The sequence below is a fragment of the Acidimicrobiales bacterium genome, assembly GCA_035512495.1.
Classification (GTDB): domain Bacteria; phylum Actinomycetota; class Acidimicrobiia; order Acidimicrobiales; family CADCSY01; genus DATKDW01.
In genome coordinates this window covers 1-25360 of the sequence record DATKDW010000052.1, presented here as the reverse complement: position 1 = coordinate 25360, position 25360 = coordinate 1, and the positions used below count along the sequence as shown (strand labels likewise).

25 protein-coding genes are annotated in these 25360 nt (G+C 72.5%); 18 read left to right on the top strand and 7 right to left on the bottom strand.

Features of this window, described 5'->3' with window-relative positions:
• Positions 1 to 93: 93 nt before the first annotated feature.
• The 10 genes from VMN58_07145 (at position 94) to VMN58_07100 (ending at position 11639) form a co-directional block, all read left to right on the top strand.
• Positions 94 to 690: a hypothetical protein gene (locus tag VMN58_07145; GenBank protein ID HUF32971.1), complete on the top strand. Its 597-nt coding sequence runs from the start codon at positions 94 to 96 to the stop codon at positions 688 to 690.
• Between the two features lie 19 nt (positions 691 to 709).
• Complete coding sequence (locus tag VMN58_07140; GenBank protein ID HUF32970.1) at positions 710 to 2026, top strand: folylpolyglutamate synthase/dihydrofolate synthase family protein; 1317 nt, start codon at positions 710 to 712, stop codon at positions 2024 to 2026.
• Between the two features lie 60 nt (positions 2027 to 2086).
• Complete coding sequence (ndk, locus tag VMN58_07135; protein ID HUF32969.1) at positions 2087 to 2500, top strand: nucleoside-diphosphate kinase; 414 nt, start codon at positions 2087 to 2089, stop codon at positions 2498 to 2500.
• Positions 2501 to 2658: 158 nt separating this feature from the next.
• Positions 2659 to 3669 (top strand): rod shape-determining protein, encoded by a 1011-nt coding sequence (locus VMN58_07130; GenBank protein HUF32968.1) that lies wholly within the window; start codon positions 2659 to 2661, stop codon positions 3667 to 3669.
• Between the two features lie 15 nt (positions 3670 to 3684).
• Positions 3685 to 4518, top strand: coding sequence for a rod shape-determining protein MreC (mreC, locus tag VMN58_07125; GenBank protein ID HUF32967.1), 834 nt, complete (start codon positions 3685 to 3687; stop codon positions 4516 to 4518).
• Entirely contained in the window at positions 4515 to 5021 is a 507-nt protein-coding gene (mreD, locus tag VMN58_07120; protein HUF32966.1) for a rod shape-determining protein MreD, read from the top strand. Before mreC ends, mreD begins: the two co-directional genes overlap by 4 nt.
• A 52-nt stretch (positions 5022 to 5073) precedes the next feature.
• Entirely contained in the window at positions 5074 to 7035 is a 1962-nt protein-coding gene (gene mrdA, locus VMN58_07115; protein ID HUF32965.1) for a penicillin-binding protein 2, read from the top strand.
• A 101-nt stretch (positions 7036 to 7136) separates the two neighbouring features.
• Complete coding sequence (locus tag VMN58_07110; protein HUF32964.1) at positions 7137 to 9062, top strand: TIGR03960 family B12-binding radical SAM protein; 1926 nt, start codon at positions 7137 to 7139, stop codon at positions 9060 to 9062.
• Positions 9059 to 9910 carry a TIGR03936 family radical SAM-associated protein gene (locus VMN58_07105; GenBank protein ID HUF32963.1) on the top strand — a complete coding sequence of 284 codons (852 nt, stop codon included), beginning with the start codon at positions 9059 to 9061 and terminating at the stop codon, positions 9908 to 9910. The genes VMN58_07110 and VMN58_07105 overlap by 4 nt, the downstream gene beginning before the upstream one ends.
• Positions 9801 to 11639: an Rne/Rng family ribonuclease gene (locus tag VMN58_07100; protein ID HUF32962.1), complete on the top strand. Its 1839-nt coding sequence runs from the start codon at positions 9801 to 9803 to the stop codon at positions 11637 to 11639. The genes VMN58_07105 and VMN58_07100 overlap by 110 nt, the downstream gene beginning before the upstream one ends.
• A 29-nt stretch (positions 11640 to 11668) precedes the next feature.
• Here VMN58_07100 and VMN58_07095 read toward each other — a convergent pair whose 3' ends face one another.
• On the bottom strand, positions 11669 to 12208 hold the full coding sequence (locus VMN58_07095; protein HUF32961.1) for a hypothetical protein: 540 nt from the start codon (positions 12206 to 12208) through the stop codon (positions 11669 to 11671).
• The gene (locus VMN58_07090) at positions 12205 to 12534 is read right to left on the bottom strand and encodes a helix-turn-helix transcriptional regulator (GenBank protein ID HUF32960.1); all 330 of its coding nucleotides are present in this window, start codon (positions 12532 to 12534) and stop codon (positions 12205 to 12207) included. Before VMN58_07090 ends, VMN58_07095 begins: the two co-directional genes overlap by 4 nt.
• A gap of 106 nt (positions 12535 to 12640) precedes the next feature.
• On the opposite strand from VMN58_07090, the gene VMN58_07085 reads away from it, so the two are divergent.
• From VMN58_07085 to rpmA, 3 genes are all read left to right on the top strand, one after another.
• Positions 12641 to 13075: a hypothetical protein gene (locus VMN58_07085; GenBank protein ID HUF32959.1), complete on the top strand. Its 435-nt coding sequence runs from the start codon at positions 12641 to 12643 to the stop codon at positions 13073 to 13075.
• 97 nt (positions 13076 to 13172) lie between these two features.
• Complete coding sequence (rplU, locus tag VMN58_07080; GenBank protein HUF32958.1) at positions 13173 to 13487, top strand: 50S ribosomal protein L21; 315 nt, start codon at positions 13173 to 13175, stop codon at positions 13485 to 13487.
• A gap of 1 nt (position 13488) precedes the next feature.
• Positions 13489 to 13755 carry a 50S ribosomal protein L27 gene (gene rpmA, locus VMN58_07075; GenBank protein HUF32957.1) on the top strand — a complete coding sequence of 89 codons (267 nt, stop codon included), beginning with the start codon at positions 13489 to 13491 and terminating at the stop codon, positions 13753 to 13755.
• A gap of 111 nt (positions 13756 to 13866) precedes the next feature.
• On the opposite strand, the gene VMN58_07070 is transcribed toward rpmA, so the two are convergent.
• Entirely contained in the window at positions 13867 to 14943 is a 1077-nt protein-coding gene (locus VMN58_07070) for an HD domain-containing protein (GenBank protein ID HUF32956.1), read from the bottom strand.
• Between the two features lie 94 nt (positions 14944 to 15037).
• Between VMN58_07070 and obgE the strand changes: the two genes are divergently transcribed.
• Genes obgE through VMN58_07055 form a run of 3 tightly spaced genes read left to right on the top strand, consistent with a single transcriptional unit; the run spans position 15038 to position 18600 of the window.
• A complete protein-coding gene (gene obgE, locus VMN58_07065; protein ID HUF32955.1) occupies positions 15038 to 16264 on the top strand; it encodes a GTPase ObgE in 1227 nt (408 codons plus the stop codon).
• A 1-nt stretch (position 16265) separates the two neighbouring features.
• The gene (proB, locus tag VMN58_07060) at positions 16266 to 17363 is read left to right on the top strand and encodes a glutamate 5-kinase (protein HUF32954.1); all 1098 of its coding nucleotides are present in this window, start codon (positions 16266 to 16268) and stop codon (positions 17361 to 17363) included.
• A gap of 55 nt (positions 17364 to 17418) precedes the next feature.
• Positions 17419 to 18600 (top strand): LLM class flavin-dependent oxidoreductase, encoded by a 1182-nt coding sequence (locus tag VMN58_07055; GenBank protein ID HUF32953.1) that lies wholly within the window; start codon positions 17419 to 17421, stop codon positions 18598 to 18600.
• Positions 18601 to 18609: 9 nt separating this feature from the next.
• On the opposite strand, the gene VMN58_07050 is transcribed toward VMN58_07055, so the two are convergent.
• From VMN58_07050 to VMN58_07040, 3 genes are read right to left on the bottom strand one after another with little or no spacing between them, the layout of a single operon-like run.
• Positions 18610 to 19398 carry a PspA/IM30 family protein gene (locus VMN58_07050; protein ID HUF32952.1) on the bottom strand — a complete coding sequence of 263 codons (789 nt, stop codon included), beginning with the start codon at positions 19396 to 19398 and terminating at the stop codon, positions 18610 to 18612.
• A gap of 30 nt (positions 19399 to 19428) precedes the next feature.
• A complete protein-coding gene (gene murJ, locus VMN58_07045; protein ID HUF32951.1) occupies positions 19429 to 21087 on the bottom strand; it encodes a murein biosynthesis integral membrane protein MurJ in 1659 nt (552 codons plus the stop codon).
• 3 nt (positions 21088 to 21090) lie between these two features.
• Entirely contained in the window at positions 21091 to 21843 is a 753-nt protein-coding gene (locus tag VMN58_07040) for a hypothetical protein (protein ID HUF32950.1), read from the bottom strand.
• Positions 21844 to 21988: 145 nt separating this feature from the next.
• On the opposite strand from VMN58_07040, the gene VMN58_07035 reads away from it, so the two are divergent.
• A complete protein-coding gene (locus tag VMN58_07035) occupies positions 21989 to 23245 on the top strand; it encodes a glutamate-5-semialdehyde dehydrogenase (GenBank protein ID HUF32949.1) in 1257 nt (418 codons plus the stop codon).
• Positions 23246 to 23338: 93 nt separating this feature from the next.
• Here VMN58_07035 and VMN58_07030 read toward each other — a convergent pair whose 3' ends face one another.
• Positions 23339 to 24688: a carotenoid oxygenase family protein gene (locus VMN58_07030; GenBank protein ID HUF32948.1), complete on the bottom strand. Its 1350-nt coding sequence runs from the start codon at positions 24686 to 24688 to the stop codon at positions 23339 to 23341.
• An 87-nt stretch (positions 24689 to 24775) separates the two neighbouring features.
• Here VMN58_07030 and VMN58_07025 point away from each other — a divergent pair, with 87 nt between their 5' ends.
• Positions 24776 to 25345, top strand: coding sequence for a TetR/AcrR family transcriptional regulator (locus tag VMN58_07025; protein HUF32947.1), 570 nt, complete (start codon positions 24776 to 24778; stop codon positions 25343 to 25345).
• Positions 25346 to 25360: the final 15 nt, after the last annotated feature.

The following is a 25360-nucleotide window of genomic DNA, read 5'->3' as shown; positions in this document are numbered from 1 at the left end:
CGGGTGGGTTCCCGCCCCCGTGGAGGGGTAGGACCGGCTGCGGTACGTTGGCGTGAGCCGACGTGGTTGATGACGACGAGAGGGACGCGGACGATGCGCAAGGTCTGGAAGGGTGTGCTGCTCGGAGGTGCGGTCGGTGCGGCTGTCGCCGGGGTCCAGGCGGCCCGCAGCGAGGACGCCGGTGACCAGGCCGCCGAGCGGGTCCTGAAGGCCGCCGCCGAGGCCGCCGCCGTGGGTGGTCTGGTGGGGTGGGTCCTCGACCGCCGCGACCGCAAGCGGGCCCGCGCCCTTGCTGCCCAGCGCCCCTCGCTGGCTTCCGCGCTGGCCAGCGCCGGTGCCCTCGCCGAGGCCGCGCGCCCGCACGTCGAGCACGCCGCCGAGGTGGCGAGGGATCGGGCCACCAAGGCGGCCGAGCAGGCCCGCCCCCACGTGGTCCACGCCGCCGGGGTGGCCAGGGACCGGGCGAACGAGGCGGCCGAGGTGGCCCGCCCCCATGTCGAGCACGCCGCCGAGGTGGCCATGGTCGGGGCGGCGAAGGCCGCCGAGCAGGCCCGCCCCCACGTCGAGGTCGCCAGGCGCAAGGCGACCAAGGCGGCCGAGCAGGCCCGCCCCCACGTCGAGCACGCTGCCGAGCACGCCCTCCGTCGCCTCGCCGAGGCGAGCGACGGCCGCGTCGTCGTCTCCCTCTAGCGCTCGTCTTCGCCGTCGAGTGGGCTGGAGCATCGACCGGGCCCTGGCGGAGCTCGACGACCACATCAACCTCGAGGCCATGGCCCCGTCACCCGACGGCGGTCGCAGCGCGCCTCCCACCCTCGACCGGATGGTCGCGCTCTGCGCCCTGATGGCCGACCCGCAGCACGCCCAGCCGGTGATCCACGTGACCGGCACCAACGGCAAGGGCTCGGTGGTGCGGATGGTGAGCGCCCTGCTCGCCGCATCGGGGCTGTCGGTCGGTACCTACACGAGCCCCGACCTCGAACGGGTCAACGAGCGGCTCTCGCGCAACGGCGAGCCGATCGACGACGAGGCGCTGGCCGAGGCCATCGGGGCCGTCGTCGAGCTGGAGGCCCTGAGCGGCCTGCGGCCGTCCCGCTTCGAGCTGCTGACGCTGGCGGCGTTCCGGTGGTTCGCCGACAGCGCCGTCGACGTCGCCGTGTTGGAGGTCGGCATGGGGGGCCGGTGGGACGCCACCAACGTCGCCGACGGCGCGGTCGCCGTGGTCACCAACGTGAGCCTCGACCACACCGAGTACCTCGGCCCCACACGCCACAGCATCGCCCTGGAGAAGGCGGGCATCGTCAAGCCGGGAGCGAGCCTGGTGCTCGGCGAGACCGACCCCTCCCTGGCGGCGGTCTTCGAGGGTGCGGGCGCCGCCACGACGTGGGTGCGGGGCCGCGAGCTCGACTGCACCGACAACGTGGTGGCCGTGGGTGGACGCTCCGTCAGCCTGCGTACCCCGGGTGCCACCTACGACGACGTGTTCCTCTCCCTCCACGGTGCCCACCAGGGCGACAACGCCGCCCTCGCCGTGGCCGCCGCCGAGGCGTTCTTCGGCCGCCCGCTCGAGGACGACCTCGTCCGCGAGGGGATGGCCAGCGTCGAGGTGCCGGGCCGCTTCGAGGTCCTCGGGCGACAGCCCCTCGTGGTGATCGACGGTGCCCACAACCCCGCCGGCGCGCTGACCGCATCGGCGACCCTCGATGACTTCTCGGTGGCGGGGGAGCGCATCCTCGTGGTCGGGATGAACCAGGGCCGCGATCCGGTGGAGATGCTGCAGGCCCTCGGCGCCGCGTCGGCACGGGTGGTCGTGGCCTGCGCCGCCGACATGCCCCGAGCCATGGCTGCCGAGGAGGTCGCGTCGGCGGCCCGCTCCCTCGGCGTCGAGGCCGACGTGGTCCGTTCGGTGCCCGACGCCCTCGACCGGGCGACGGCCCTCGCCACCGAGGACGACATCGTCCTGGTGACCGGCTCGCTGTACGTGGTGGGCGCCGCCCGCGCTGCCTGGCGGCGCCGCACCAGACCGTGAGGTCCGGCCGACGAGGCGATTCTCGCTCCGGTCACCGGCGCCCGTAGCCTCGGTGCCCCTATGGACCGCACCTTCGTGATCTGCAAGCCCGACGCCGTCGAGCGGGGCCTCGCCGGGGAGATCCTCGGCCGGCTCGAGCGCAAGGGGCTGCGGCTCGTCGCCGTCGAGCTGCGCACCATCGACGCCGACATCGCCCGTCGCCACTACGGCGAGCACGAGGGCAAGCCGTTCTTCGACGACCTCGTGGCCTTCATCACCCGCTCACCTGCGATCCTGGCGGTGGTCGAGGGCCCGAGCGACACCTGGAAGGTCGTGCGCACGATGATGGGCGCCACCAACCCCCGCGAGGCGGCTCCCGGCACCGTCCGCGGCGACCTGGCCGTCGATCTCACCGAGAACCTGGTCCACGGCTCCGACGGGCCGGAGTCTGCCGAGCGCGAGATCGGGCTGTTCTTCCCCGGCCTCAGCGGCTGAACGGGGCCCGGATCCAGGTGGCGACCGACCAGTGGGGGCGGGACTCGCCCCGGCGGCCGCGCTTGTCGACCTCCGAGCCGAGCCGTAGCCTGGCGTCTCCGCCCTCCACAACGTCTCGGAGGCATGTCCGCGTGTCCGACAACGTCTTCACCAACATCATGGGTCGCGACATGGCCGTCGACCTTGGGACGGCCAACACCCTCGTCTACGTGCGCGGGCGGGGCATCGTGCTCAACGAACCCTCGGTGGTCGCCATCAACGTCAAGGACGGCCGCCCCCTCGCCGTCGGCGTCGAGGCCAAGCGGATGATCGGCCGCACGCCGAGCCACATCCAGGCCATCCGCCCGCTCAAGGACGGCGTGATCGCCGACTTCGAGATCTGCGAGAAGATGCTGCGCTACTTCATCCACAAGGTGCACCAGCGCCGGTGGGTCAAGCCCCGCATGGTCGTCTGCGTCCCGTCGGGCATCACCGGCGTCGAGCAGCGGGCCGTGCAGGAGGCCGCGGAGTACGCCGGCGCCCGCAAGCCCGCCTACATCATCGAAGAGCCGATGGCAGCAGCCATCGGAGCCGGTCTGCCGGTCCAGGAGCCCACCGGCAACATGATCGTCGACATCGGCGGGGGCACCACCGAGGTGGCCGTCATCTCCCTCGGGGGCATCGTGGCCAGCCAGTCGGTGCGGGTGGCGGGCGACGAGCTCGACGACGCCATCATCCAGTACGTCAAGAAGGAGTACAGCCTCGCCCTCGGCGAGCGGACGGCCGAGGAGATCAAGATCAACCTCGGGTCCGCCTGGCCGCTGGAGGAGGAGCTGACCGCCGAGATCCGCGGTCGCGACCTGGTCACCGGGCTGCCGCGCACGATCATCACCTCCACCGAGGAGATCCGCGCCGCGATCGAGGAGCCCGTCGCCGCGGTGGTCGACGCAGTGAAGACGACCCTCGACAAGACGCCGCCCGAGCTGGCCGCCGACATCATGGAGCAGGGCATCGTGCTCACCGGAGGTGGCGCCCTGCTGCTCGGGCTCAGCGAGCGGCTCCAGGCCGAGACCGGCATGCCGATCTTCGTGGCCGACGACCCCCTGCACTCGGTGGCGATCGGCGCGGGTCAGTCGCTGGAGGAGTTCGAGGCGCTCAAGGGCGTCCTCTTCTCATCGAGTCACCACTAGCCGAGGCCGCGCCTCGTGGCACTCCGCTCCCCCGGGCGCACGCGCTTCACGCTGCTGTTCCTGGTCCTGTTCTCCATCACCATCATCACCCTCGACTTCCGGAGTGACGCCGGGGTCCTCGGCGCGGTCCGCGACGGTGCGGCCGACGCCCTCGCCCCCGTCCGCGACGCGGTCGGCGCAGTCTTCTCGCCGGTCGGTGACACCGTCGGCGGGATCACCGGCTACGGAGAGCTCGAGGAGGAGAACGCCCGGCTGCGGGACCGCATCGCCGAGCTGGAGGGCGAGGGCCACCGCGATGAGGGCGCTGCCGCAGAGCTGGGCGAGGCGTTGCGCCTCATGCGCCTCGACGACGTCGCCGGTGCCCCCACCGTTGCCGCCCGGGTGGTGTCGGCGCCGATCTCCAACTTCGAGCAGACCATCGAGCTCGACCGTGGCTCCAAGCACGGCATCGCGGTCGACATGCCCGTCGTCACCGGCGCCGGGCTCGTCGGGCGGGTCGTCAACGTCTCGGGCTCTCGTGCCACGGTGCGCCTCGTCACCGACCCCGCTTCGGCGGTCGCCGTACGGCTGCACTCGGGGGAGACCGGCGTGGCGGAGGGCGACGGCCCCAGGCGGCCCCTATCGCTCGGGCTCATCGACATCGGCGCTGATGTCTCCGAGCGTGACGTCGTGGTCACCAGCGGCCTCGAGGGGAGCGCGCTGCCCAGCTACTTCCCGGCCGGTCTGGTGGTCGGTCGCGTCGTGTCGGTCGAGCCGGCCCCCGGGGAACAGCAGCTCGACATCCGGATCGAGCCGGTCGCGGACCTGGCCAACCTGCGCTACGTCCGGGTCGTGCAGGTGCGGCGATGACCATGGCGACCCGGCTGCCGCCGGTGCTCCTGGTGGCGGTGCTCCTCCACACCGCCCTGGCCCCCCAGCTGCGGGTCTTCGGGGTGGCGGCCGACCTCATGCTCCTGATCGCGGTTGCCGCTGGGGTGGCCGCCGGCGCCGACCGGGGCGCCATCGTGGGGTTCGGCGCCGGCCTCCTCGCCGACTGCTTCCTGCAGACGCCGTTCGGGCTGAGCGCCCTGGCGTACTGCCTGGTGGGGTGGGGTGTCGGCAGCTTCCAGTCGACGATCCTGCACGCGGCATGGTGGATCCCCGTGGTCACGGTGGCCGCCGCCAGCGCCGCCGGCGTGGCGCTCTACGCCGGGATCGGCGCCGTGGTCGGCCAGGGCCACCTGGTCTCGGGCCGCCTCGTCGGGATCATCGCCGTGGTGGCGGTGCTCAACGCCGTGCTCAGCCCGGTCGCGGTCCGGGTGATGCGCTGGGCGACGCTCAGCCGCTCGGCGCCCGGCCTCGTCCTCCGCTGATCGGGAGCGCCGCGACGTCACACGACCGAAACATCCGTGGGAGGATCGCGGGGTGAGCCCCGACACCCCCCGCTTGCGCCTCGGGATCGTGGGCGTGATCGTCCTCTCGCTCTTCGCCGCCCTCTTCGCGCGGCTGTGGTTCCTCCAGGTCCTCAGCGCCGAGGACTACGGGCTGGCGGCGCGCGTCAATGCCGTTCGCGTGGTGCACGACCCCGCGCCTCGCGGCCGGATCCTCGACCGCAACGGCGTCGTCCTGGTCGACAACCGGGCGTCCAACGTGGTCGCGGTCGACCGCACCAAGGTCGAGGAGCCCGAGGAGCGAGCCGACCTCATCCGCCGGCTCTCGGTGGTGCTCGGCGTGGACGTGGGGACCCTGGCGGCCCGCTTCGACGACCAGCGCGTGAGCCGGCTCGTGCCGGTCCCGCTCGCCACCGACGTCCCCAACGAGGTGATGGCGCACCTTCGGGAGCGCCAGGCCGACTACCCGGCGGTGGTGGCCCGGCGGATCGCCGTCCGCACCTATCCCCACGGGACGCTCGCCGCCCACGTCCTCGGCTACGTCGGGGAGATCAACGACACCGAGCTCGCCGAGCGCGAGGACAGCTACCGCCTCGGCGACCGGATCGGGAAGTCGGGCATCGAGCACGTGTACGAGGACGACCTTCGGGGGCGCGACGGAGAGACCCGCTTCGAGGTCGACGCCCTGGGCCGGCCGGTCCGCATCGTCGACGAGCGACCGCCCGTGCAGGGCGCCGACATCGTGCTCAGCATCGACCTGGAGGCCCAGCGAGAGGCCGAGGCAGCACTCGCCGACGGTCTCGAGACCGCCCGGGGAATGCCGTCGTCGACCGACGGCACGCCCCTCGTCGCCGATGCCGGTGCCCTCGTGGCGCTCGACGCCATGGAGGGCACGGTGGTGGCCATGGCCAGCTACCCGACCTTTGACCCGCGCGAGCTGGTCGACCGGATCACCCCCGAACAGGCCGAGTTCCTCTTCGGTGACGCCTCGGGCTCCCCGTTCACCAACCGGGCCACCCAGGGGACCTATGCCCCGGGTTCGACCTGGAAGCTGATGACGGCCTCAGCGGCGCTCCACGCCGGGGTCGTGACGTCCCAGTCGACCTTCAACGACACGGGCAGCTACTCGATCCCCAACTGCTCGCGCGGGTGCGTGAAGTCCAACTCGGGCGGGACCGCGTACGGGCTGGTCGACATGCGCCGGGCCTTGGCCGTGTCGAGCAACGTGTACTTCTACGACATCGGCGCCAAGTTCTGGGAGCGCCGGGGCACCCTCGGCGAGGAGGGGATCCAGGACGAGGCCCGGCGCCTGGGCATCGGTGAGCGCACCGGCGTGGAGCTCGGGTCGGAGTCGGCGGGGCGCATCGCCACGCCGGAGTCCCGCAAGCGCCTCCACGAGAACAACCCCGACGCCTTCCCCGAGGGCCAGTGGTTCATCGGCGACAACGTCAACCTCGCCATCGGCCAGGGCGAGCTGGCGATCACCCCGATCCAGCTGGCCAACGCCTACGCCGCCTTCGCCACCGGCACCCGTCACGCCCCCAACCTGGTGCTCCGGGTGGAGCGCAGGGTCGACGGCGAGCAGCAAGTCGTTCGGGAGGTCGGCGCCCGTGTGGTGGCCGACCTGTCCACGCCACCTGAGGTCCGCACCCCGATCATGGCCGGCCTCGTCGCGGTGGTCACCGATCCCCGGGGCACCGCCCGTCCTCAGTTCGAGGGGTGGCCGCACGACCTTTACCCGGTGGCGGCCAAGACGGGGACCGGCCAGGCCGGCCGCAAGCAGGACACCGCCCTCTTCACCGCCGTGGCGCCGGCCAACGAGCCCCGCTACTCGGTGAGCGTGATCATGGAGCAGGCGGGCTTCGGCGCCAGCGCCGCCGCGCCCGCAGCTCGCCGGGTCCTCGGCGTGCTGTCGGGCCTCGAGATCCCGGACCGGGCCGGCCCGCCGCCGGATCCCAGCACCGATCCTGACCCCGCCCTGTCCGTGGGTCAATGACGGTCGCCGGCCCGACCCGAGCGCCACGTCGCGTCGCCGTCGGTCGCGCAGCGCGGCCGGTCAAGGGTCGGGGGAGGGCCAGCCGGTAGGCTGGCCAGACCATGACGGTCTGGCCCCAGCTCGAGCCCCTGCTGGCCCAGGTGCAGAAGCCGGCCCGCTACATCGGGTGCGAGGACGGCGCCCGCCGGCCCGAGCACACCCCTGGGACCGTGGCCTGGCTCCTCGGCTACCCCGACACCTACGAGGTGGGGCTGCCCAACCAGGGCCTGCAGATCCTCTACGAGATCCTGAACGAGCGAGACGACGCGGTGGCCGAGCGGACCTACGCCCCGTGGGTCGACCTCGAGGCGCTCATGCGCCGGGACGGTGTGCCCCTCTTCTCGGTCGACACCCACCGCCCTGCGGCCGACTTCGACCTGCTGGCGTTCAACCTCGCCGCCGAGCTCACCTACACCAACCTCTTGAACATGGTGGACCTGGCGGGGGTGGCGGTGCGCGCTGCCGACCGGACGGCGGCAGATCCGCTCGTGGTCATCGGGGGCCACTGCAGCTACAACCCCGAGCCGCTCGCCGACTTCGTCGACGCTGTGGCGCTCGGCGACGGCGAGGAGCTGGTGGGGGAGATCACCGAGGTCGTCGCCGCCTGGAAGGCCAACGGCCGGGGCTCGCGCGACGAGGTGCTGCGGGCCCTCGCCGGTGTCCCGGGGGTCTACGTGCCTTCCCTCTACGACGTCGCCTTCGAGGGTGGCAGGCTTGCCTCGGTCGCGCCCAGGGCCCCCGAGGCGCCCGAGCGGGTCGAGAAGCGCACCATCGCCGACCTCGCCGACTGGCCCTACCCCAAGACCCAGCTGGTGCCGCTCACGGAGGTCGTGCACGACCGCCTCAACGTCGAGGTCTTCCGGGGCTGCACGCGGGGCTGCCGCTTCTGCCAGGCGGGCATGATCACCCGCCCGGTGCGCGAGCGCCCGGCCGAGCAGGTCCGCTCCATGATCGACGCCGGCCTGCGCCGGACCGGCTACGACCAGGTCGCCCTCACCTCGCTCTCCACCGCCGACTTCAGCGGCATCGAGCAGGTCGTGGCCGACACCGTCGACGACCCCGGCGCCTGCGGGCAGGTGTCGGTGAGCCTGCCGAGCCTGCGGGTCGACGCCTTCACCGTTGGCATCGCCGCCCAGATCCAGAAGGCCAAGCGGACCGGGCTCACCTTCGCGCCCGAGGCCGGCACCTGGCGGATGCGCCAGGTCATCAACAAGCTCATCGTGGAGGACGACCTCTACGAGGCGGTCGACGCCGCGTTCTCCCAGGGCTGGCGACGCATCAAGCTCTACTTCCTCGTGGGGCTGCCCACCGAGACCGACGAGGACACGCTCGGCATCGCCGACCTCGCACGTCGCTGTGTGGAGATCGGGCGCCGCCACACGGGCAGCGCCTCGGTCACGGTCTCCGTGGGCGGCTTCGTGCCCAAGGCCTTCACCCCGTTCCAGTGGTTCGGCCAGAACACGACGGTGGAGCTGCAGCGCAAGATCGACCTGCTCCGCAAGGCCACCAGCGGCGACCGTGGCGTCAAGGTGCGCTGGCACGACGCCGAGGCCACCCTCGTCGAGGGGATCATGAGCCGGGGCGACCGCCGGCTCGGCCCGGTCATCGAGCAGGTGTGGCGCGAGGGCGGGATCTTCCAGGAGTGGTCCGAGCACTTCGACCTCGCCCGCTGGACCGGCGCCATGGCCGACCACGGGCTCTCGGTCGACGACCACGTGCACCGCCACCGCACCGAAGACGAGGTCCTGCCCTGGGACCACCTCTCCGCAGGTCTCCACAAGGACTTCCTCTGGCAGGACTGGCGCGACGCCCTCGACGAGGTGGGTCTCGAGGACTGCCGCTGGACCCCCTGCTACGACTGCGGTGCGTGCACCGGCTACTCGATCGAGCACGTGGTGGCGTCCGCCGTGCCTCCGGCCGGAGGCTCCCAGGGCACCGCCCAGGGCGTGGCCGGCGTGGCGGTCGCCATCGGACGGCGGTCATCGTGACCCGCGTCCGCCTCCGCTTCGTCAAGCTCGGCAAGGTCCGGTTCACGAGCCACCGCGATGTTGCCCGCATGTGGGAGCGCGCCCTGCGCCGAGCCCGCCTGCCCGTGGCCCGCAGCGCCGGCTTCACCCCCCGTCCCAAGGTGGCGTTCGGCCTCGCCCTCTCCACCGGCCACGAGTCGGTGGCGGAGTTCCTCGACGTGACCCTCGTCGACGGCGAGGCCGTCGACGTGGCCGGCTTGCCCCGACGTCTGTCCCCCGAGCTGCCCGTCGGCATCGACGTCACCGGAGCGACGACGGTGGCCCCGGGCGTCACCTCGCTCCAGGAGGAGGTCGCGTCCTGCGACTGGCGGATCGCCGTGCGCGGCCTCGCCACCAGCCGCGCCCACGAGCTCGTCGAGGCCGCCCTCGCGGCCGACGAGCTGGTCATCACCCGCACCCGCAAGGGACGTGAGGTCACCGACGACCTCCGCCCAGCCGTCCTTGCCCTCACCGTGGCCGGGGCGACCCCCCAGGGCGCCGAGCTCCGAGCCGAGCTCGCCGTCCACCCTCGCAGTGTCCGACCCGCCGAGCTCCTCCGCGCTCTGTCCCCGGACGGGGGGCTCGTCGAGGGGCCGGTGCTGCGGACAGCCCAATGGATCTGGCGCGACGGCGCTCGGGAGGAACCGCTGTGCGCGGCTCCCGACGCGACGGACCGCCCGCAGGCAGAGGCGCTTGCCGCCTCGAGAAGGGACCTCCACCATGGCCGACTTCCACGCCCCGGACCCGACCCCGGACCTGGCAGCACCCACCCCGGATGGGGCGACCTCGTCGTCGCCGGACCAGAGCCGCGAGTCCGAGAACCGGACTGAGACCGAGGACGCCAAGGGGGCGGCGCCTAGCAGCGACGCCGACCGCATGCCCGACGACCTGCCCGACCGGATCCGCGAGAACACCCCGTCGGCCGAGGCGGCCGAGCGAGCACTGGTGCGGCGCAAGCCGCGCATCGGCGACACCATGCCTGCACCGCCCCCGCCCCCGCCGCCGCCCGCTCCCTCGGGCGACCAGAAGCGGCCCGACGGGGCCGACGGGCGGGGTGATGGTGACGGTGGCGGTGGGCAGCGCCGGCGACGCCGTCGCGGCGGCCGCGGCCGTGGTGGCGGCGGCCGTGGTGGCGGCGGTGAGCCCCGTGGGCGCCAGCAAGGCGGCCGCGGCCGAGGCGAGGGCCGGCGCGAGCGGCCGGTGGAGGCGGTGCTCGACGGGGATCCGGTCGAGGTCGACGACGAGGTCCTCGAGCGACGCAAGGGCCGCGAACGCAAGGGCCGACCGGTCGGTCGCTACCTCATGGCCGTGCACGCGCAGCCCGAAGCCACCCAGATCGCGGTGCTCGAGGGCCGTGCCCTGATCGAGCACTACGTGTCCCGGCCCCAGGACGACACCACACAGATCCACGGGAACATCTACCTCGGGCGCGTCCAGAACGTCCTGCCGGGCATGGAGGCGGCGTTCGTCGACATCGGCACCCCGAAGAACGCCGTGCTCTACCGCGGCGACCTCCAGTTCGACCCCGAGGACGTCGAGGAGGGGGGCAAGGCCCGCATCGAGCACATCCTCAAGGCCCGGCAGTCGATCATCTGCCAGGTGACCAAGAACCCGATCGGGGCGAAGGGGGCCCGCCTCACCCAGGAGGTCTCCTTGCCGGGTCGCTTCGTGGTCCTGATCCCGAGCTCGGCGACCTACGGGATCTCCAAACGTCTCGCCGACGACGAGCGCAAGCGGCTCCGGAGCATCCTCGACAAGGTCAAGCCCGCCGACCACGGCCTGATCGTTCGCACCGCCGCCGAGGGCGCGACCCGCGAGGAGCTCGAGCGCGACGTGGCCCGCCTCCTCGGCCAGTGGGAGCAGATCGACGCGCTGGCCAAGCGGTCACAGGCGCCTGCCCTGCTCTACTGCGAGCCCGACATGGCCGTGCGGGTGATCCGGGAGGAGTTCAACAGCTCATACCGGAGCGTGGTGATCGACGACCCCAAGCTCTACGAGGAGGTGCGCGACTACGTCGCCTCCATCACTCCGGAGCTGGCCGACAGGGTCGAGCTCCACGACCCCGAGTCGTCGCCGTTGCCGCTCTTCGAGCACCACCGGGTGCACGAGCAGCTCCACAAGGCCCTCGACCGGAAGGTGTGGCTGCCCTCGGGCGGGTCGCTGATCATCGAGCGGACCGAGGCGCTCACCGTGATCGACGTCAACACCGGCAAGAACGTCGGCAAGTCGAGCCTCGAGGAGACCGTCTACCGCAACAACCTGGAGGCGGCCGAAGAGGTCGCCCGACAGCTGCGCCTGCGCGACATCGGCGGCATCATCGTCATCGACTTCATCGACATGGAGATCAAGAAGAACCGGGAGGACGTGATCCGCGTCTTCCGCGAGGCGCTCGCCCGGGACAAGACCCGCACCCAGGTCTTCGACATCTCCGAGCTCGGCCTGGTCGAGATGACTCGCAAGCGCATCGGCGAGGGCCTCATCGAGTCGATGTCGGCCGGCTGCCCCTCCTGCGACGGCCGGGGCCTCGTCTTCGAGACCGGCCTCCTCGGCGACGACTGACCAGTCCGGGCGTCGCCCGGGCCTTCTCTCTACGACGTCGTGATGCTGGTCAGGCGCTCGATGCGGTGGTCGCCGGGCCCGAGCAGCTCGCCGAGCCGGGCGAGGACGACCTCGGCGTCGAACGAGTCGACTGCGGCCATGGCCTCGATGTCGGCCCAGTCCTTGGTGCGGTCGAAGAACGCCTTGAACACGGCCAGGTCGTCGGGCGCCAGCACGGCGATCCGGGCGCCGGCGAAGGGCACCACCACGGTGTCGTCCGCGGCGCGATCGTGGAAGTCGTGGGTGGAGAAGAACAGGTCGAGGGGGACCTCTCCGCAGAACACCCGGACCTGGCCGTCGCGCTCCACCGCAGCAACGTCGTCGCCGTCCCAGGTGACCCCGATCGGGAGGGCTTCGAAGACCCGGGTGGCGTCGGTGGGGCGCACGAAGACGTTCACGTCGACGTCGATCGTGCCCCGAGGCTCCTCGGTGGCGTAGGCGAGGGCGATGGCGCCGCCGAAGGCGTGGGGGATGCCGGCCGCCTCCAGGGCGGCGTGGACGTCGAGGACGAGGTCGACGACCGCGCTCATCTGGCCGGACCCGGGAACCGCGGGAAGGCGACCTCTTTGGTGCGCCGCCGCCGGGGGAGGTGCTCAGCCAGCTCCAGGGCCATCACCAGGTGTCGGCCTGCCCGCTCGGGGTCGGGGCGAGGGGGGAGTGGGCGCAGCCCGATGTCGAGGTCGTAGCCGGCCGCCCGGACGAGCCGCCGCAGGGTGGGGAGGCTGGGCTGGCGTCGTCCCCGCTCGTAGGCGGCGATCACCGGCTGGGTGACCCCCGCCCGCCCCGCCAGCTCGCGCTGCGAGAGCCCGCCCGCCCGGCGGGCTCGGAGGAGCAGCGAGGGTGCCGTCGTCGCCATGCTTCGAGCCTACCCAACTGATAGACGATCCGCTATCATCATGTGGGGTCGGCACGCAGTCCACCCGGCGAGTACGGTCGCCGCTCCGATCCCGAGGAGGCCACCGATGCCCGAGACCGATCACCGCTCGAAGCAGACCTCGTGGACCTTCCCTCGCGTGGTGGCCGCCGTCGGCGGCGGCTTCTTCCTGGCCACGGGCCTGTGGGCCATGGTCGCGCCCAGGTCCTTCTTCGACGCCCTGGCGACCTTCGAGCCGTACAACCAGCACCTCATCCAGGACATCGGCGCCTTCCAGATCGGGCTCGGCGCCGTGCTCCTCCTCGCCGCGCTCACGCGCCTCGACGCGCTCGCCACTGCCCTCGGCGGTGTCGGCATCGGCTCGGCAGCCCACGTCGTCTCCCACGCGGTCGGCACCGACCTCGGGGGCACGCCGGCGATGGACATCCCCGTGTTCTCCGTGCTGACGCTGCTGCTCCTTGCCGCCGCCGGTCAGCAGTGGCGCAGTCGCCAAGCCGAGGGGAGCAGCAGCGCCGAGCGATGACCGCCGGCGGGGCCAGGCACGGCGGGCGCGATGCCCGGAGCGTCGGGCGGGACCCGACTTCGCCGGGGCGCCGCCGCGCTGGTAGCGTTGCAGCCCTATGTACGCAGTCATCAAGAGCGGCGGCAAGCAGTCGCGGGTGGCCGAGGGCCAGCAGGTCCAGGTCGAGCGCCTCACCGGCGACGTCGGGTCCGAGCTCTCCTTCACCCCCATCCTGCTCGTCGACGGCGACACCGTGGTGTCGGCCCGATCCGACCTGTCCGCCGCCTCCGTGACCGCAAAGGTCGTGGGCGACGTCAAGGGTCCGAAGATCCGGGGCTTCACCTACAAGAACAAGTCCAACCAGCGCCGCCGGTGGGGACACCGCCAGGGCTACACGACCATCGAGATCACCGGCATCTCGAAGGGGAGCTGACATGTCCAAGACCAAGGGCGGCGGTTCCACCAGGAACGGCCGCGACTCCAACGCCCAGCGCCTCGGCGTCAAGGCCTACGATGGCCACCAGGTCACCGCCGGGTCGATCATCATCCGCCAGCGAGGCACCCGGGTCCACCCCGGCGACAACGTCGGCAAGGGCAGCGACGACACCCTCTACGCCACGGCCGACGGCTTCGTGAAGTTCGCCGACCGCAAGGGCCGCAAGCACGTCGACGTCCTCCCTCAACGGGCTCACGGGGCCTGACCCCGACGGGAGCCCTTCCCACCCTCCGCAAGCTCCGGGCGGGCCCCTTCCGTCGGCGCCACCCGCTCGCGGTCCGGTGAATCGGACTCGGCTGCGCCGAGGCGTCCTTGACTAGACGCCTCTCGGCAGGGCGGCGGGGTCCCAGCCGAGGTGCTCGACTGCCAGGGCGAGGGCGAAGCGGTCGGTCATGCCGCTGACGTAGCGGACCGCCGCCGCCACCGCCTCCTCGGTCCCGGGCGCCGAGATCGCCCCGTCGATGCCGATGGACCGCGGGTTGGCCACGAACCACTCGGTGAGCGACCGCAGCAGGGCGATCACCCGGTCGGCCTGCTCGCGGGCCTCGGGCCGCAGGTAGATCCGCTCGAAGTTGAAGGCCCGGAACGCCTCGAGCGCCTGTGACTCCTCCGCTCGCAGGGCGACGGTGCCGGTGGCCGCGATGGTGTCGAGCATGGCGGCCACGAACGACCCGAGCTGCTGCGACCGCCCGGTCCCGACCACCTCGGTCACCTCGGCGGGCAGGTCGGCCGGGGTGACGATGCCGGCGTCGAGGGCGTCCTCGAAGTCGTGGCAGACGTAGGCGATGCGGTCGGCCCAGGCCACGACCTCCCCCTCGGGGGTGGCCGGCGCGGGGCGGTTCCAGCTGTGGTTGCGAACGGCGTCGAGGGTCTCGGCACAGAGGTTGAGGGGCGTCAGGACCACGTCGGCGCCGTAGACGGCGTGGTGGTACCCGCCGGGCAGGAAGGGCGACAGGGCGCCCTCGCTGGCGTGCCCGGCCGGGCCGTGGCCGCAGTCGTGGCCCATGGCGGCCGCGGTGGTGAGCGCCACGTTGAGGTTGGCGCCTCGCGCGATCGACGCCGCCACCTGCGTCACCTCGATGGCATGGGTCAGCCGGGTGCGGAGGTGGTCGTCGTCCGGGGCGATGAAGACCTGGCACTTGCCGGCGAGCCGCCGGAAGGGTCGGCTGTGCTGGATGCGGTCGAGGTCGCGCTGGAAGCAGGTGCGGAACCGGTCGGGCTCTTCGGGTGTGGCCCGGTAGCCGGCGCCCTCGGCCCGGGTGGCGCCCGGTGCCATGGCAGCGTCCTCCGCCGATTCGCGGGCTGGTCGCTCGACCACCGTGGCGCGGCCGGCCGAGACGGGCGCCGGCCAGTGCGCGACGGTGGCCGTGGTGAGGGGGTCGAGGTCGCGCACGACGTCGAGGCTACCGACGCTGGGTGACGCTCCCCGCCACCTCGCGGGGAACGGAAGGGGGTCGGGGCTCCGGTGGCCCGTATCCTCGGGGGTCGTGTCCGAGTTCGTCGACGAGAGCGGTCTCCACGTCAAGGGAGGCGACGGTGGCGCGGGTGCGGCGTCGTTCCGGCGCGAAGCCCACGTGGCCCGTGGGGGCCCCGACGGCGGTGACGGCGGTGACGGCGGCGACGTGTGGCTGGTCGCCGACCGCAACGTGGCCTCGCTCCTCGGGTTCCGTGACCACCCTCACCGTGGCGCCGACGACGGAGCACACGGCACCTCCAAGAAGGCCCATGGCCGCGGTGGTGCCGACCTCGAGGTGCCGGTGCCCGTCGGCACGGTGGTCCTCGACCGCGACGGCACCGTGCTCGCCGACCTCGTCGGCGAGGGCGACCGCTGGCTGGCGGCGCCCGGTGGCCAGGGCGGCAAGGGCAACGCCCGGTTCCTCTCCAACCGCCGTCGGGCCCCGTCCTTCGCCGAGCAGGGCGAGTCCGGTGTCGAGCGGTGGCTCAAGCTGCAGCTCAAGCTCATGGCCGACGTGGCGCTGGTGGGGGTCCCCAACGCCGGGAAGAGCACGCTCATCTCCGTGATCTCCGCGGCCAAGCCAAAGATCGCCGACTACCCCTTCACCACGCTGGTCCCCAACCTCGGTGTGGTGCGACACGGCGACACCGAGATGGTGGTGGCCGACATCCCCGGCCTGATCGAGGGCGCCAGCGAGGGCAAGGGGCTCGGTCACCAGTTCCTCCGCCACATCGAGCGGGCCCGAGCCCTGGTGGTCCTGGTCGACCTGGCCCCGGTCGACGGCCTCGCCCCCGAGGACCAGGAGCGGATCCTCCTCAACGAGCTCGGCCGCTACCAGCCCGACCTCCTCGAGCGGCCCCGCCTCACGGTCGGCTCCAAGGCCGATGTCGCCACCGAGGATTGGGACGGCATGCGCATCTCCGCCGCCACCAACGAGGGCGTCCGCGACCTCGTGGGGCGCATGGCTGAGCTGGTGGCGACCGCCCGGGCCGAGCAGCCGGAGCGGACCGCCTACGCGGTGCACCGTCCCGGCGCCGAGAGCTTCCGGATCGAGCGGGCCGACGACGGCGCCTACGTGGTGATCGGTCGCCAGGCCGAGCGGGCGGTCGCGCTCAACGACCTCACCAACGCCGACGCCCTCGCCCTGGTCCACGACCGGCTCCGCCGCCTCGGCATCGACCGCGCCCTCGCCCGGGCCGGCGCCTCCGAGGGCGACGAGGTGCGCATCGGCCGCCTCACCTTCGAGTTCGAGTCCTGACATGGCCGTCGTCGTCGCCAAGATCGGCACCTCCTCGATCACCAGCGCCTCGGGTCAGATCGACGCCTCGGCCATCGCCAAGGTGTGCGGCGAGCTCGCCGACCTACGGGCCGACGGCCACCAGGTGGTCGTGGTCACGAGCGGCGCCATCGCCGCCGGGTTGCCCGCGCTCGGCATGGACCGGGCCGAAGCCCGTGACGTGAACACGCTCCAGGCCGTCTCGGCGGTGGGCCAGACCCGGCTCATGCGGGTCTGGGAGGACACCTTGGCCACCCTCGGGATCGTCGGTGGCCAGGTCCTCATCGCTCCTCTCGACTTCATGGTCCGCCAGCAGTACCTCCACGCCCGGATGACCCTGGTCCGCCTGCTGGCGCTGGGGGTGGTGCCGGTGGTGAACGAGAACGACGTGATCGCCGACGACGAGATCCGCTTCGGCGACAACGATCGCATCGCCGCCCTCGTCGCGCACCTCGTGTCCGCCGACGTGCTCGTGCTGCTCACCGACACCCCGGGCCTCTACACCGCCGACCCCCGACTCGACGACCAGGCCAGCCTCATCGAGGAGATCCTCGAGGTCGACGCCCGGCTCGAGGCCGTCGCCGGCGGCCGCGGCACGGCACGGGGCAGCGGGGGCATGGCCTCGAAGCTGGCGGCGGCCAAGATCGCCGCCTGGTCCGGTGTCCGGGCGGTGATCGCCGGCGCCGACCGCCCTGGTGTGCTCGCCGACGCCGTCGCCGGCACCCCCGGGGTCGGCACGGTGGTGCGGGCGAGGGCCAAGCGTCTGCCCGCCCGCAAGCTCTGGATCGCCTTCGCCGTCGGCTCGTCGGGCACGGTGCTGGTCGATGACGGCGCCCGGCGTGCCCTCACGGAGCGCAGCGTCTCGCTGCTCGCCGCGGGGGTGTGCGAGGTGCGCGGGCGCTTCGCCGCCGACGAGGCGGTGGAGGTGGCCGGTCCCGACGGCGAGGTGTTCGCCAAGGGCCTGGTCCGGATCGACTCGGTGACGCTGACGACGCTGCTGGGGAGGCGCACCGCCGACCTGCCCGAAGGCGTGCCCCACGAGGTGATCCACCGCGACGACCTCGTCGTCCTGCCCGGTTAGAGCGCTCCACCGGCGGGCTGTGCCACGATGCGGGCTCGCGTCGAAGGGGGCCACCATGAGGTTCGGGATCTTCTACGAGCACCAGCTGCCGCGGCCGTGGACCGCCGACGCTGAGTACGAGCTCCTCCAGCACGCACTCGACCAGGTCGAGCTGGCCGACCGCCTCGGCTACGACTACGCGTGGGAGGTCGAGCACCACTTCATGGAGGAGTACTCGCACTCCTCGGCGCCTGAGGTGTTCCTCGCCGCCGCCAGCCAGCGCACCTCCGACATCCGGCTCGGCCACGGCATCATCCAGCTCACCACCAACCACCCGGCCCGCGTCGCCGAGCGGGTGTCGACCCTCGATCTGCTCTCCCACGGCCGGGTCGAGCTCGGCTTGGGGGAGGGGTCGAGCGTGACCGAGCTGCACCCCTTCGACCGCCGCTTCCGCGACAAGCGGTCGATCTGGGAGGACGCGGTGCGCTGCCTCATCCCCATGTTCGGCGACGGGGGATGCGAGTACCACGGCGAGTGGTTCGACTTCCCCGCCCGCAACGTGCTCCCCAAGCCCCGCCAGAAGCCCCACCCGCCGCTCTGGGTGGCCTGCTCGCAGATGGAGACCATCCGCATGGCGGGGATGCGCGGGATGGGGGCCCTCGGGTTCCAGTTCGTGTCCGCCGAGGCCGCCCAGGCCTGGGTCCACGCGTACTACAACGCCTACACCAAGGGCTTCGACCCCCTGGCCGACTACGTGCCCAACCCCGCCATCGCGGTGGTGAGCCAGTTCATGTGCGCGCCCACCGACGAGGAGGCCCGGGCCAAGGCGGAGGGGTCCTCGTTCTTCCAGTTCGCCCTCGGCTTCTACAACAGCCACGGCCCGGTCGACCCGGGCAGCGTCGACCTGTGGGAGCAGTTCCAGGTGTTCAAGGAGACCCCGAAGGGTCAGGCCCAACGCCTCGGAGGGCTCATCGGCTCACCGGAGACGATCCGCCGCCACCTCCGCAAGTTCGAGGAGAGCCACGTCGACCAGGTGATCCTGCTCAACCAGGCCGGGAAGAACCGCCACGAGGACATCTGCTCGAGCCTCGAGCTCTTCGCCACCGAGGTGATGGGCGAGTTCCACGGCCGGGAGGACGAGCACCAGGCATGGAAGCGGGCCGTCCTCGCCGGCGACATCGAGCTCGAGGAGCTCGACACCGAGGCCCACGCCGGCCGCTCCTACCAGTCGGTCACCAAGGAGCCCGCACCCCGCTGAGCTGATCGGTCAGGTGCCCGACCCGGGCTCGGCCTCGGCCGGTGCATCCTCGGGCGCGTCGCTGGATGCCTTGGCGGCGCCGATCCCGAGCTGTGAGCGGATCTGCGAGAGGCGGGCCTTGGCCTCGGTGTTGCGGGCGGCTTGCTCGACCTCGAGCATGCGCGTCTCGACCGACTCGGACTGCAGCTCGGACATGCCCTTGGCCCGGGCGTAGCGCGCCTCGATCTTGTCGCGCACCTCGTCGAAGGTGGGAACGTCCTGGCCCACGGTCTCGCTCAGCGAGGCCATGGCCGTGTTGACCTGCTCCTGCATGGCCGCCTGGTCGAGCTGCGAGAGGAGCTGCTGACGCTCCGAGAGGCGCTTCTGGAGGGCGGAGGCGTTCTGGGCAACCGCCGTCTTGGCCTGGTCGGCCGCCTGGGCGGACTGGAGGTGGAGCGACTTGAGGTCCTCGACCTCCTGCTCCAGCGCGATGAGCCGGTTGGCGAAGGACTCGGCGGCCGAGGTGTATTCCTCGACCTTCTTGTCGTTGCCCGACGTCGCCGCGTCCTCGGCCATCAACACGGCCTGCTGGGCCGAGCCGTGCGCCTTCTCGAGCTCGGTCATGGCCCGGTTGAGGCGCATCTCGGTCTGCTTCTGGTTGGCGATGACGTTGGCCGCCTGCTCCTTGAGCCGGCGGTGGGCGTCCTGGCCCTCGGCGATCGCCTGCTCCAGCTGGACCTTGGGGTCGGCAGCGGCGTTGAACTTCCCCGTGAGCGAGGCCGTCAGGTACTTCCAGGACCGCTTGAGCAGTTTGAACATGGCGCCAGCCTAGGCGGGTGTCCCGCCTCCTCACCGACGAAGGCGGGCGAGCAGGGCGGTGACGTCCTCCACCCGAAGGGCGAAGACCGCCGTGACATAGACCACGCCTCCCACCCCCACCCCGGCGGCGGTCCGCACCACGGCCTCCATGCCGGTGCCGTCGCCGCCGACCGCGCCCGACACGACCGTCACCGCGGCCGCCATGACGGCGCACGCGACGAGCACGCGGGCCACGGTCGCGGTGACCCGTCGCACCTCCAAGGAGCCCACCCGGCGGTGCAGGACAACGAGGGCGACCACCGCCGCCGCCGTGTAGGCGCTCCCGTAGGCGGCCGCCAGGCCGGGCACGCCGAACACCGGCGCCAGCGCGAGGGCAAGGGCGATCTGCGCCACGTTCTGGCCGACGTTGATCAGGAACGGGGTGCGGGTGTCGCGCAGGGCGTAGAACCCGCGCAGCGCGAAGAGGTACACGGAGAAGCCGAACAGCCCGGCACCAAATGCCGCCAGCGTGGTCGCGGTGAGGTCGGCGGAGGCGCCCGTGAACGCCCCCCGCTCGAGGAGGGCGGTGACGATCGGGTGGGCGAGGACGATGTACCCGGTGGCGGCGGGGAGGACGACGATGGCCATGAGCCGCACGCCGTCGGAGAAGCGGGAGCGGAACGCCACCAGGTCCCCGCGGCCGGCTGCCGACGACAGCTCGGGCACCAGCGTGGTCATGAGCGAGACGGCGAAGAGCGCGTGGGGGAGCAGGAAGAACACGAACGCCCCGGTGTAGGAGGAGACGCCGCCCTCGGTGCGGTTGGCGAGGATGAGCACCACCAGCAGCGCCACCTGGTTGCAGACCACGTAGCCGAACGTCCAGCTCGAGAGCCGGCCGACCTGGCGGACCGAGGGGTGCCGCCAGTCGAGCCGCCAGCGGAAGTGCACCCCGGCCCGCCGCAGCGCCGGCCAGAGGGCCAGCGTCATGACGACGATGCCCGCAGTGGTACCGAGGCCGAGCGTCCAGAGCAGGAGGGGGTCGTCCCGCACGTCCTCGAGCGTCGGCGTGCCCCCGGCGAGCACGGGGAGGGAGATGAGGACGGCGGAGACGACGATGTTGTTCAGGGCCGGCGCGAAGGCGGGTGCCGCGAAGCTGCGACGGGCGTTGAGCACGGCGGTGGCCATCGCCGTCAGTCCGTAGAACAGCATCTGCGGCATGAACAGCCGGAGCATCGAGGTGGCGACCTGCTGCTGGTCGGCGGCCACCGAGCCCGAGACGCCGAGGGTGTAGACCTGCACGATCCAGGGGGCGGTGATGAGGCCCACCACGGTGACGCCGATGAGCCCGACCGACGCGACGGTGACGATGGCGTTGGTCCCGTTGTCGTCGCCCTCGTCGCGCTGCTGGACGAAGATCGGCACCAGCGTCGCCGATAGGACGCCGCCGAGCAGCAGCTCGTAGACGATGTTCGGTGTCGTGTTGGCGAGGGTGTAGGTGTCGGTCAGCCGGGTGAAGCCGATGGCGTAGGCGGTGGCTGCGAGGCGGCCGAACCCGGTGAAGCGGGACAGGGCAGTGCCCAGTGCCACGACCGCCGACGAGCGGAAGAGGTTGAGATCGCCAGGTGGCGCCTCGGCGACGGCCGCGGCCGCCGAGGTGGCGGCGGCGGGGGCGGCACCGAGGGGATCGTCGGCGTGCTCCTGCTCGTCCAAGCCTCAGACCTGACCCGTGGTGCCGTCGGTCTCCTCCAGCGCCGACCGCAGCGCCTCGAGCTCGAGCACGAGCTCCTCGACTTCGTCGCCGAAGCCGCCCACGTCGACGCCTTCGCCCGAGCGCACCGACAGCTCGATGCCCCGCGCCACGGCCTCGCCGAGGCGGGCGTCGATCACGCGGAGGTGGTCACGGGCCTCCGCCGCCACCGCCTGGAGTCGCCGGGCGGTCTCGAGCCGGGCCTGGACGGCACCAGCCACCTCGTCGGCGGTGGTGGGGTCGTCGTCGAGCGCCGCCAGCCGGCGCTCGGCGCCGGGGGCGTCGAGGGCGCTGACGGCGTCGTCGAGCGCATGGCCGCGCTGGGCGACCCGCCAGCACTCCTCGACGCCGCGCTGGATGCGCCTGCCGATCTCCTCGAGGCGGTCGCGGAGCGGTCCGGGCCGAGCCTGGGCGACGGTCTGGTCGTAGCGGGCCTGGGCCTGGAGCGCGGCGCTCACGAACCGTCGCCACGGCTCCCGCAGGGTGAACGGGTCGATGCGCTCCCGGTGGGGGCGGCCGGTGACGGCGGCAGCGCCCACGCGGACGGCCCAGCCGGCGACGGCGAAGGCCACCACCGCGACGTGTGGTCCGGCCATGGCGAGGAGGCCGACGGCTGCCCCAGCGACCGTCGCCAGCGCGGCACCGGGCGACACCGCGGCATCGGCCATGCGTGCCGGTACGGGTCGGGCGGTGGCGCGGACGGGACGTCGGTCGGGCAAGGCGGCAAGCCTATGGGCCGACCGGCGGCGCACCGATCCCCGACGAGGGCGGCGCCCTCTCGACGTCGGCCGCCAAGGTGGTGAGGTCGTCGCGATGGACCACCGGCCTGGGAGCACCCCGGGAGGCGACGGTACGATCGTCGGCGTGGACGATCAGCCCCCGACCCCGATGGAGGCCCTCGGGCGACGGGCCCAGGCGGCGTCGCGCACCCTGGCCATGGCGTCGGCCGAGGCCAAGGACGCCGCCCTGCTGGCCGCCGCCGACCTCCTCGAGCAGCGCTGCGACGACGTGCTCACCGCCAACGCCGTCGACGTGGAGCGAGCCGTGGGCGCGGGCACGCCGGCCACCGTCGTCGACCGGCTCCGCCTCGACGACGTCCGGGTGGCGGGCATGGCGGCCGGTCTCCGGCAGGTTGCCTCGCTGCCCGACCCCGTCGGCCAGGTGGTCGAGGGCTGGGTGCGTCCCAACGGGTTGCGCATCAGCCAGGTGCGGGTGCCCCTCGGCGTGGTGGCGATCATCTACGAGAACCGCCCCAACGTGACCAGCGACGCTTTCGGCCTGTGCCTCAAGTCGGGCAACGCCGCCTTCCTCCGCGGGTCGTCGGCCGCCATCAGCTCCAACCAGGCCATCGCGGGGGTGCTCCGCGAGGCGGTGGCCAAGGCCGGGCTGCCCGAGGACTCCCTCGTCCTCGTCGAGGACACGAGTCGGGCTTCGGCCGTCGAGTTCATGCGGCTGCGCGGACTCATCGACGTGCTCATCCCGAGGGGCGGGCACTCGCTCATCACCGCCATCCTCGAGAACGCGACCGTGCCCTACGTGATCGACGGCGACGGCAACTGCCACGTCTACGTCGACGCCGCCGCCGACCTCGACATGGCCACCTCGATCATCGTCAACGCCAAGACCCAGCGCCCGTCGGTGTGCAACGCCATGGAGTCCCTGGTCGTCCACCGTGATGTGGCCCAGGCTCTCCTCCCCGGCCTCGCTCGCGCCCTCGACGGGGTGGTGCTGGTGGGCGACGAGGCAGCCCGGGCAATCGAGGGATCCATCGCTGCCGCCGAGGAAGGCGACTTCGGCCGGGAGTTCCTCGACCTCAAGCTGAGCGTCGCGGTGGTCGACTCGCTCGACGACGCAATCGCCCACGTCAACCGTCACAGCTCCGGCCACAGCGAGGCCATCGTCACCGCCGACCTCGTCGCCGCCACCCGCTTCACCCGCGAGGTCGACGCCGCCGCCGTGCTCGTCAACGCCTCCACCCGCTTCGTCGACGGTGAGGAGTTCGGCTTCGGTGCCGAGATCGGCATCTCCACCCAGAAGCTGCACGCCCGGGGTCCCATGGGACTTCGCGAGCTCACCACCACCAAGTACGTGGTGATGGGCGACGGCCAGGTGCGCGGCTAGCGGCCCCGACGACTCAGGGCGACCCCGATCATCGTTCTGGCACCAGGAACGCGCCGGGAAGCAGCGCGTTCCTGGTGCCAGAAGGTGCACGCTTCACCGGGCGGGCACCCATGCCCCGTGGAACCCGTAGGGCACGCGGCGGGAGATGCGCACCTCGGCCAGCGGCGGGCCGGCGACGTCTTGGGCGTCGAGGATCACGAGCGTGGTGCGCTCCTCGTCGTCGTGGTGGACGAGGCCCACCAGCCAGCCACCGTCCTCGTCGGTCGCCCGCTCCGGGTCGGGAACGAACGACAGCTCGCCCGGGTGGTTGCCCGGTCCGAACTCGTGCTCGGCCCGCGTCCCGTCTCGGAGGTCCTGCTTGAAGGTGCGGGTCGCGTCGTAGGGCATGCCGTTGCCGAGCTCGATGGTGTAGCCGTAGCGGTGGGGGAGACCCACTCGGCCGGGGGCGATCCGGGAGAAGTCCTGGGCCTGATCGTCGAGCAGGTCGGCGCCGAGGCGGCCGCTGGCGAGGTCGACGGTCCACCGCTCGAACCGTGCCCACCGGTCGGCTCCGCCGCCGAGGGGACCCTCGACGTCGTGGGCGCTGGAGATCAGCGGCAGGTCCACGGTGATGGAGGTGCCGTCCTCGTAGGCGTTCAATGGGTGGTAGCTGTAGCCGAGCGGGGCGTCGACCCACCGGACGTCGGCGCCGGAGCCGTCCCGGGGCAGCAGGCCGAGGCGGGCGCCGTTCTCCGGCGTCCAGCGGAAGGGGAAGCCGGTGGTCGCCAGCGCCCCGAGGTCGAACACCGCCGGCTGGTCGAAGAAGACGATGTGGTGCTCGGTGATGGCGAAGTCGTGCATGGAGACCGGAGCGGGGAGGTCGATGGCCTCGGTGCGCAGCAGCCGGCCCTCCGGTGAGATCAGGTGGTAGAGCAGCCACGGCGGCTCCCACCAGTAGGAGAAGGCATGCAGCTCGCCGGTGACCGGGTCGACCTTGGGGTGGGCGGTCATGCCGTGGCGGAGGGGCTCGCCGAAATCGGCCCGGCCGATGGTGTCGAGGTGGGCGTCGAGCACGTAGGGCTGGCAACCCTCGGTGAGCGACAGGGTGAGGCCGGCGAAGGCGACCACGTTGGTGTTGCTCGAGTCGTACATGGGCTGGGCCGGCCCCTCGCGACGGGCTTCGCCGAGCGCGTCGGCCACGGGGTCGGTGCGGACCCACCGGTTGCGGTAGGAGCGGGCCCGGCCGCCGTCGAGCTCGATGCCGTGGACCATGCCGTCGCCGAGGAACCAGTGGTAGGGGCTGGGGGGTGCGCCCAGCGGGTTGGGGCCGGTGCGCAGGAATCGGCCGGCGAGCGCCTCGGGGATGCGACCGGTGACCGCCAGGTCGTCGATGACGACCTCGTCGGCGACTGGCGCGTAGCCGCCGCTGAGGAAGGGGTCGGCGACGGCGGTCGTGTCGGTCATGGTGCCTCCCGGCGTCGGGTCTTGCCATTGACAAGATGCGCTCTCTCAGGGATCTTGTCAATGGCAAGTCCGGGCTAACGTCGCGGTGTGACCACGGAGCGCTCCTATCACCACGGCGACCTCCGCCGGGCGCTGCTCGACGCCGCCCTCGAGGTGGTGGGCGAGGTGGGCCCCGCCGGACTCCGGCTGCGGGAGGTGGCGCGCCGGGCGGGGGTGAGCCACGCCGCGCCCGCCCACCACTTCGGCGACTTGGCCGGTCTCCTCACCGCCCTTGCCGCCGAGGGGCACCGGAAGCTTGCGGACGCGCTCGCCGACGTCATGGCCAGCACCGGTTCGTTCCTCGAGGTCGGCGTGGCCTACGTGGGCTTCGCCACGAGCCACCCGGCCCACTTCCAGGTGATGTTCCGCCCCGACCTCGTCCACGCCTCCGACCCGGAGCTGAAGGCGGCCCTGGCAGCGGAGGCAGCGCTGCTCTACCCCCCGGCGGCCGACGTGGCCGGTGAAGGCCAGCGCGGCGTCGACGCCGCGGTCGCCGCCTGGTCCCTCGTCCACGGGCTGGCCACCCTGTGGCTGGCAGGGGTCCTGCCCTGCCAGGAGGGCGAGGACCCCGAAGACCTCGCTCGCCGCGCCGCGTCGTTCCTCTTCGGGCCGCCGTGACCCGTCCCCTCGGCG

Excerpts from the sequence above, each read along its gene's own strand:
- VMN58_07145 (HUF32971.1), top strand. The coding sequence starts at position 94 with ATGCGCAAGGTCTGGAAGGGTGTGCTGCTCGGAGGTGCGGTCGGTGCG.
- ndk (HUF32969.1), top strand. The coding sequence starts at position 2,087 with ATGGACCGCACCTTCGTGATCTGCAAGCCCGACGCCGTCGAGCGGGGC.
- VMN58_07130 (HUF32968.1), top strand. The coding sequence starts at position 2,659 with ATGGGTCGCGACATGGCCGTCGACCTTGGGACGGCCAACACCCTCGTC.
- mreD (HUF32966.1), top strand. The coding sequence starts at position 4,515 with ATGACCATGGCGACCCGGCTGCCGCCGGTGCTCCTGGTGGCGGTGCTC.
- VMN58_07110 (HUF32964.1), top strand. The coding sequence starts at position 7,137 with ATGACGGTCTGGCCCCAGCTCGAGCCCCTGCTGGCCCAGGTGCAGAAG.
- VMN58_07100 (HUF32962.1), top strand. The coding sequence starts at position 9,801 with ATGGCCGACTTCCACGCCCCGGACCCGACCCCGGACCTGGCAGCACCC.
- VMN58_07095 (HUF32961.1), bottom strand. The coding sequence starts at position 12,208 with ATGAGCGCGGTCGTCGACCTCGTCCTCGACGTCCACGCCGCCCTGGAG.
- VMN58_07090 (HUF32960.1), bottom strand. The coding sequence starts at position 12,534 with ATGGCGACGACGGCACCCTCGCTGCTCCTCCGAGCCCGCCGGGCGGGC.
- VMN58_07085 (HUF32959.1), top strand. The coding sequence starts at position 12,641 with ATGCCCGAGACCGATCACCGCTCGAAGCAGACCTCGTGGACCTTCCCT.
- rplU (HUF32958.1), top strand. The coding sequence starts at position 13,173 with ATGTACGCAGTCATCAAGAGCGGCGGCAAGCAGTCGCGGGTGGCCGAG.
- rpmA (HUF32957.1), top strand. The coding sequence starts at position 13,489 with ATGTCCAAGACCAAGGGCGGCGGTTCCACCAGGAACGGCCGCGACTCC.
- proB (HUF32954.1), top strand. The coding sequence starts at position 16,266 with ATGGCCGTCGTCGTCGCCAAGATCGGCACCTCCTCGATCACCAGCGCC.
- VMN58_07055 (HUF32953.1), top strand. The coding sequence starts at position 17,419 with ATGAGGTTCGGGATCTTCTACGAGCACCAGCTGCCGCGGCCGTGGACC.
- VMN58_07050 (HUF32952.1), bottom strand. The coding sequence starts at position 19,398 with ATGTTCAAACTGCTCAAGCGGTCCTGGAAGTACCTGACGGCCTCGCTC.
- VMN58_07030 (HUF32948.1), bottom strand. The coding sequence starts at position 24,688 with ATGACCGACACGACCGCCGTCGCCGACCCCTTCCTCAGCGGCGGCTAC.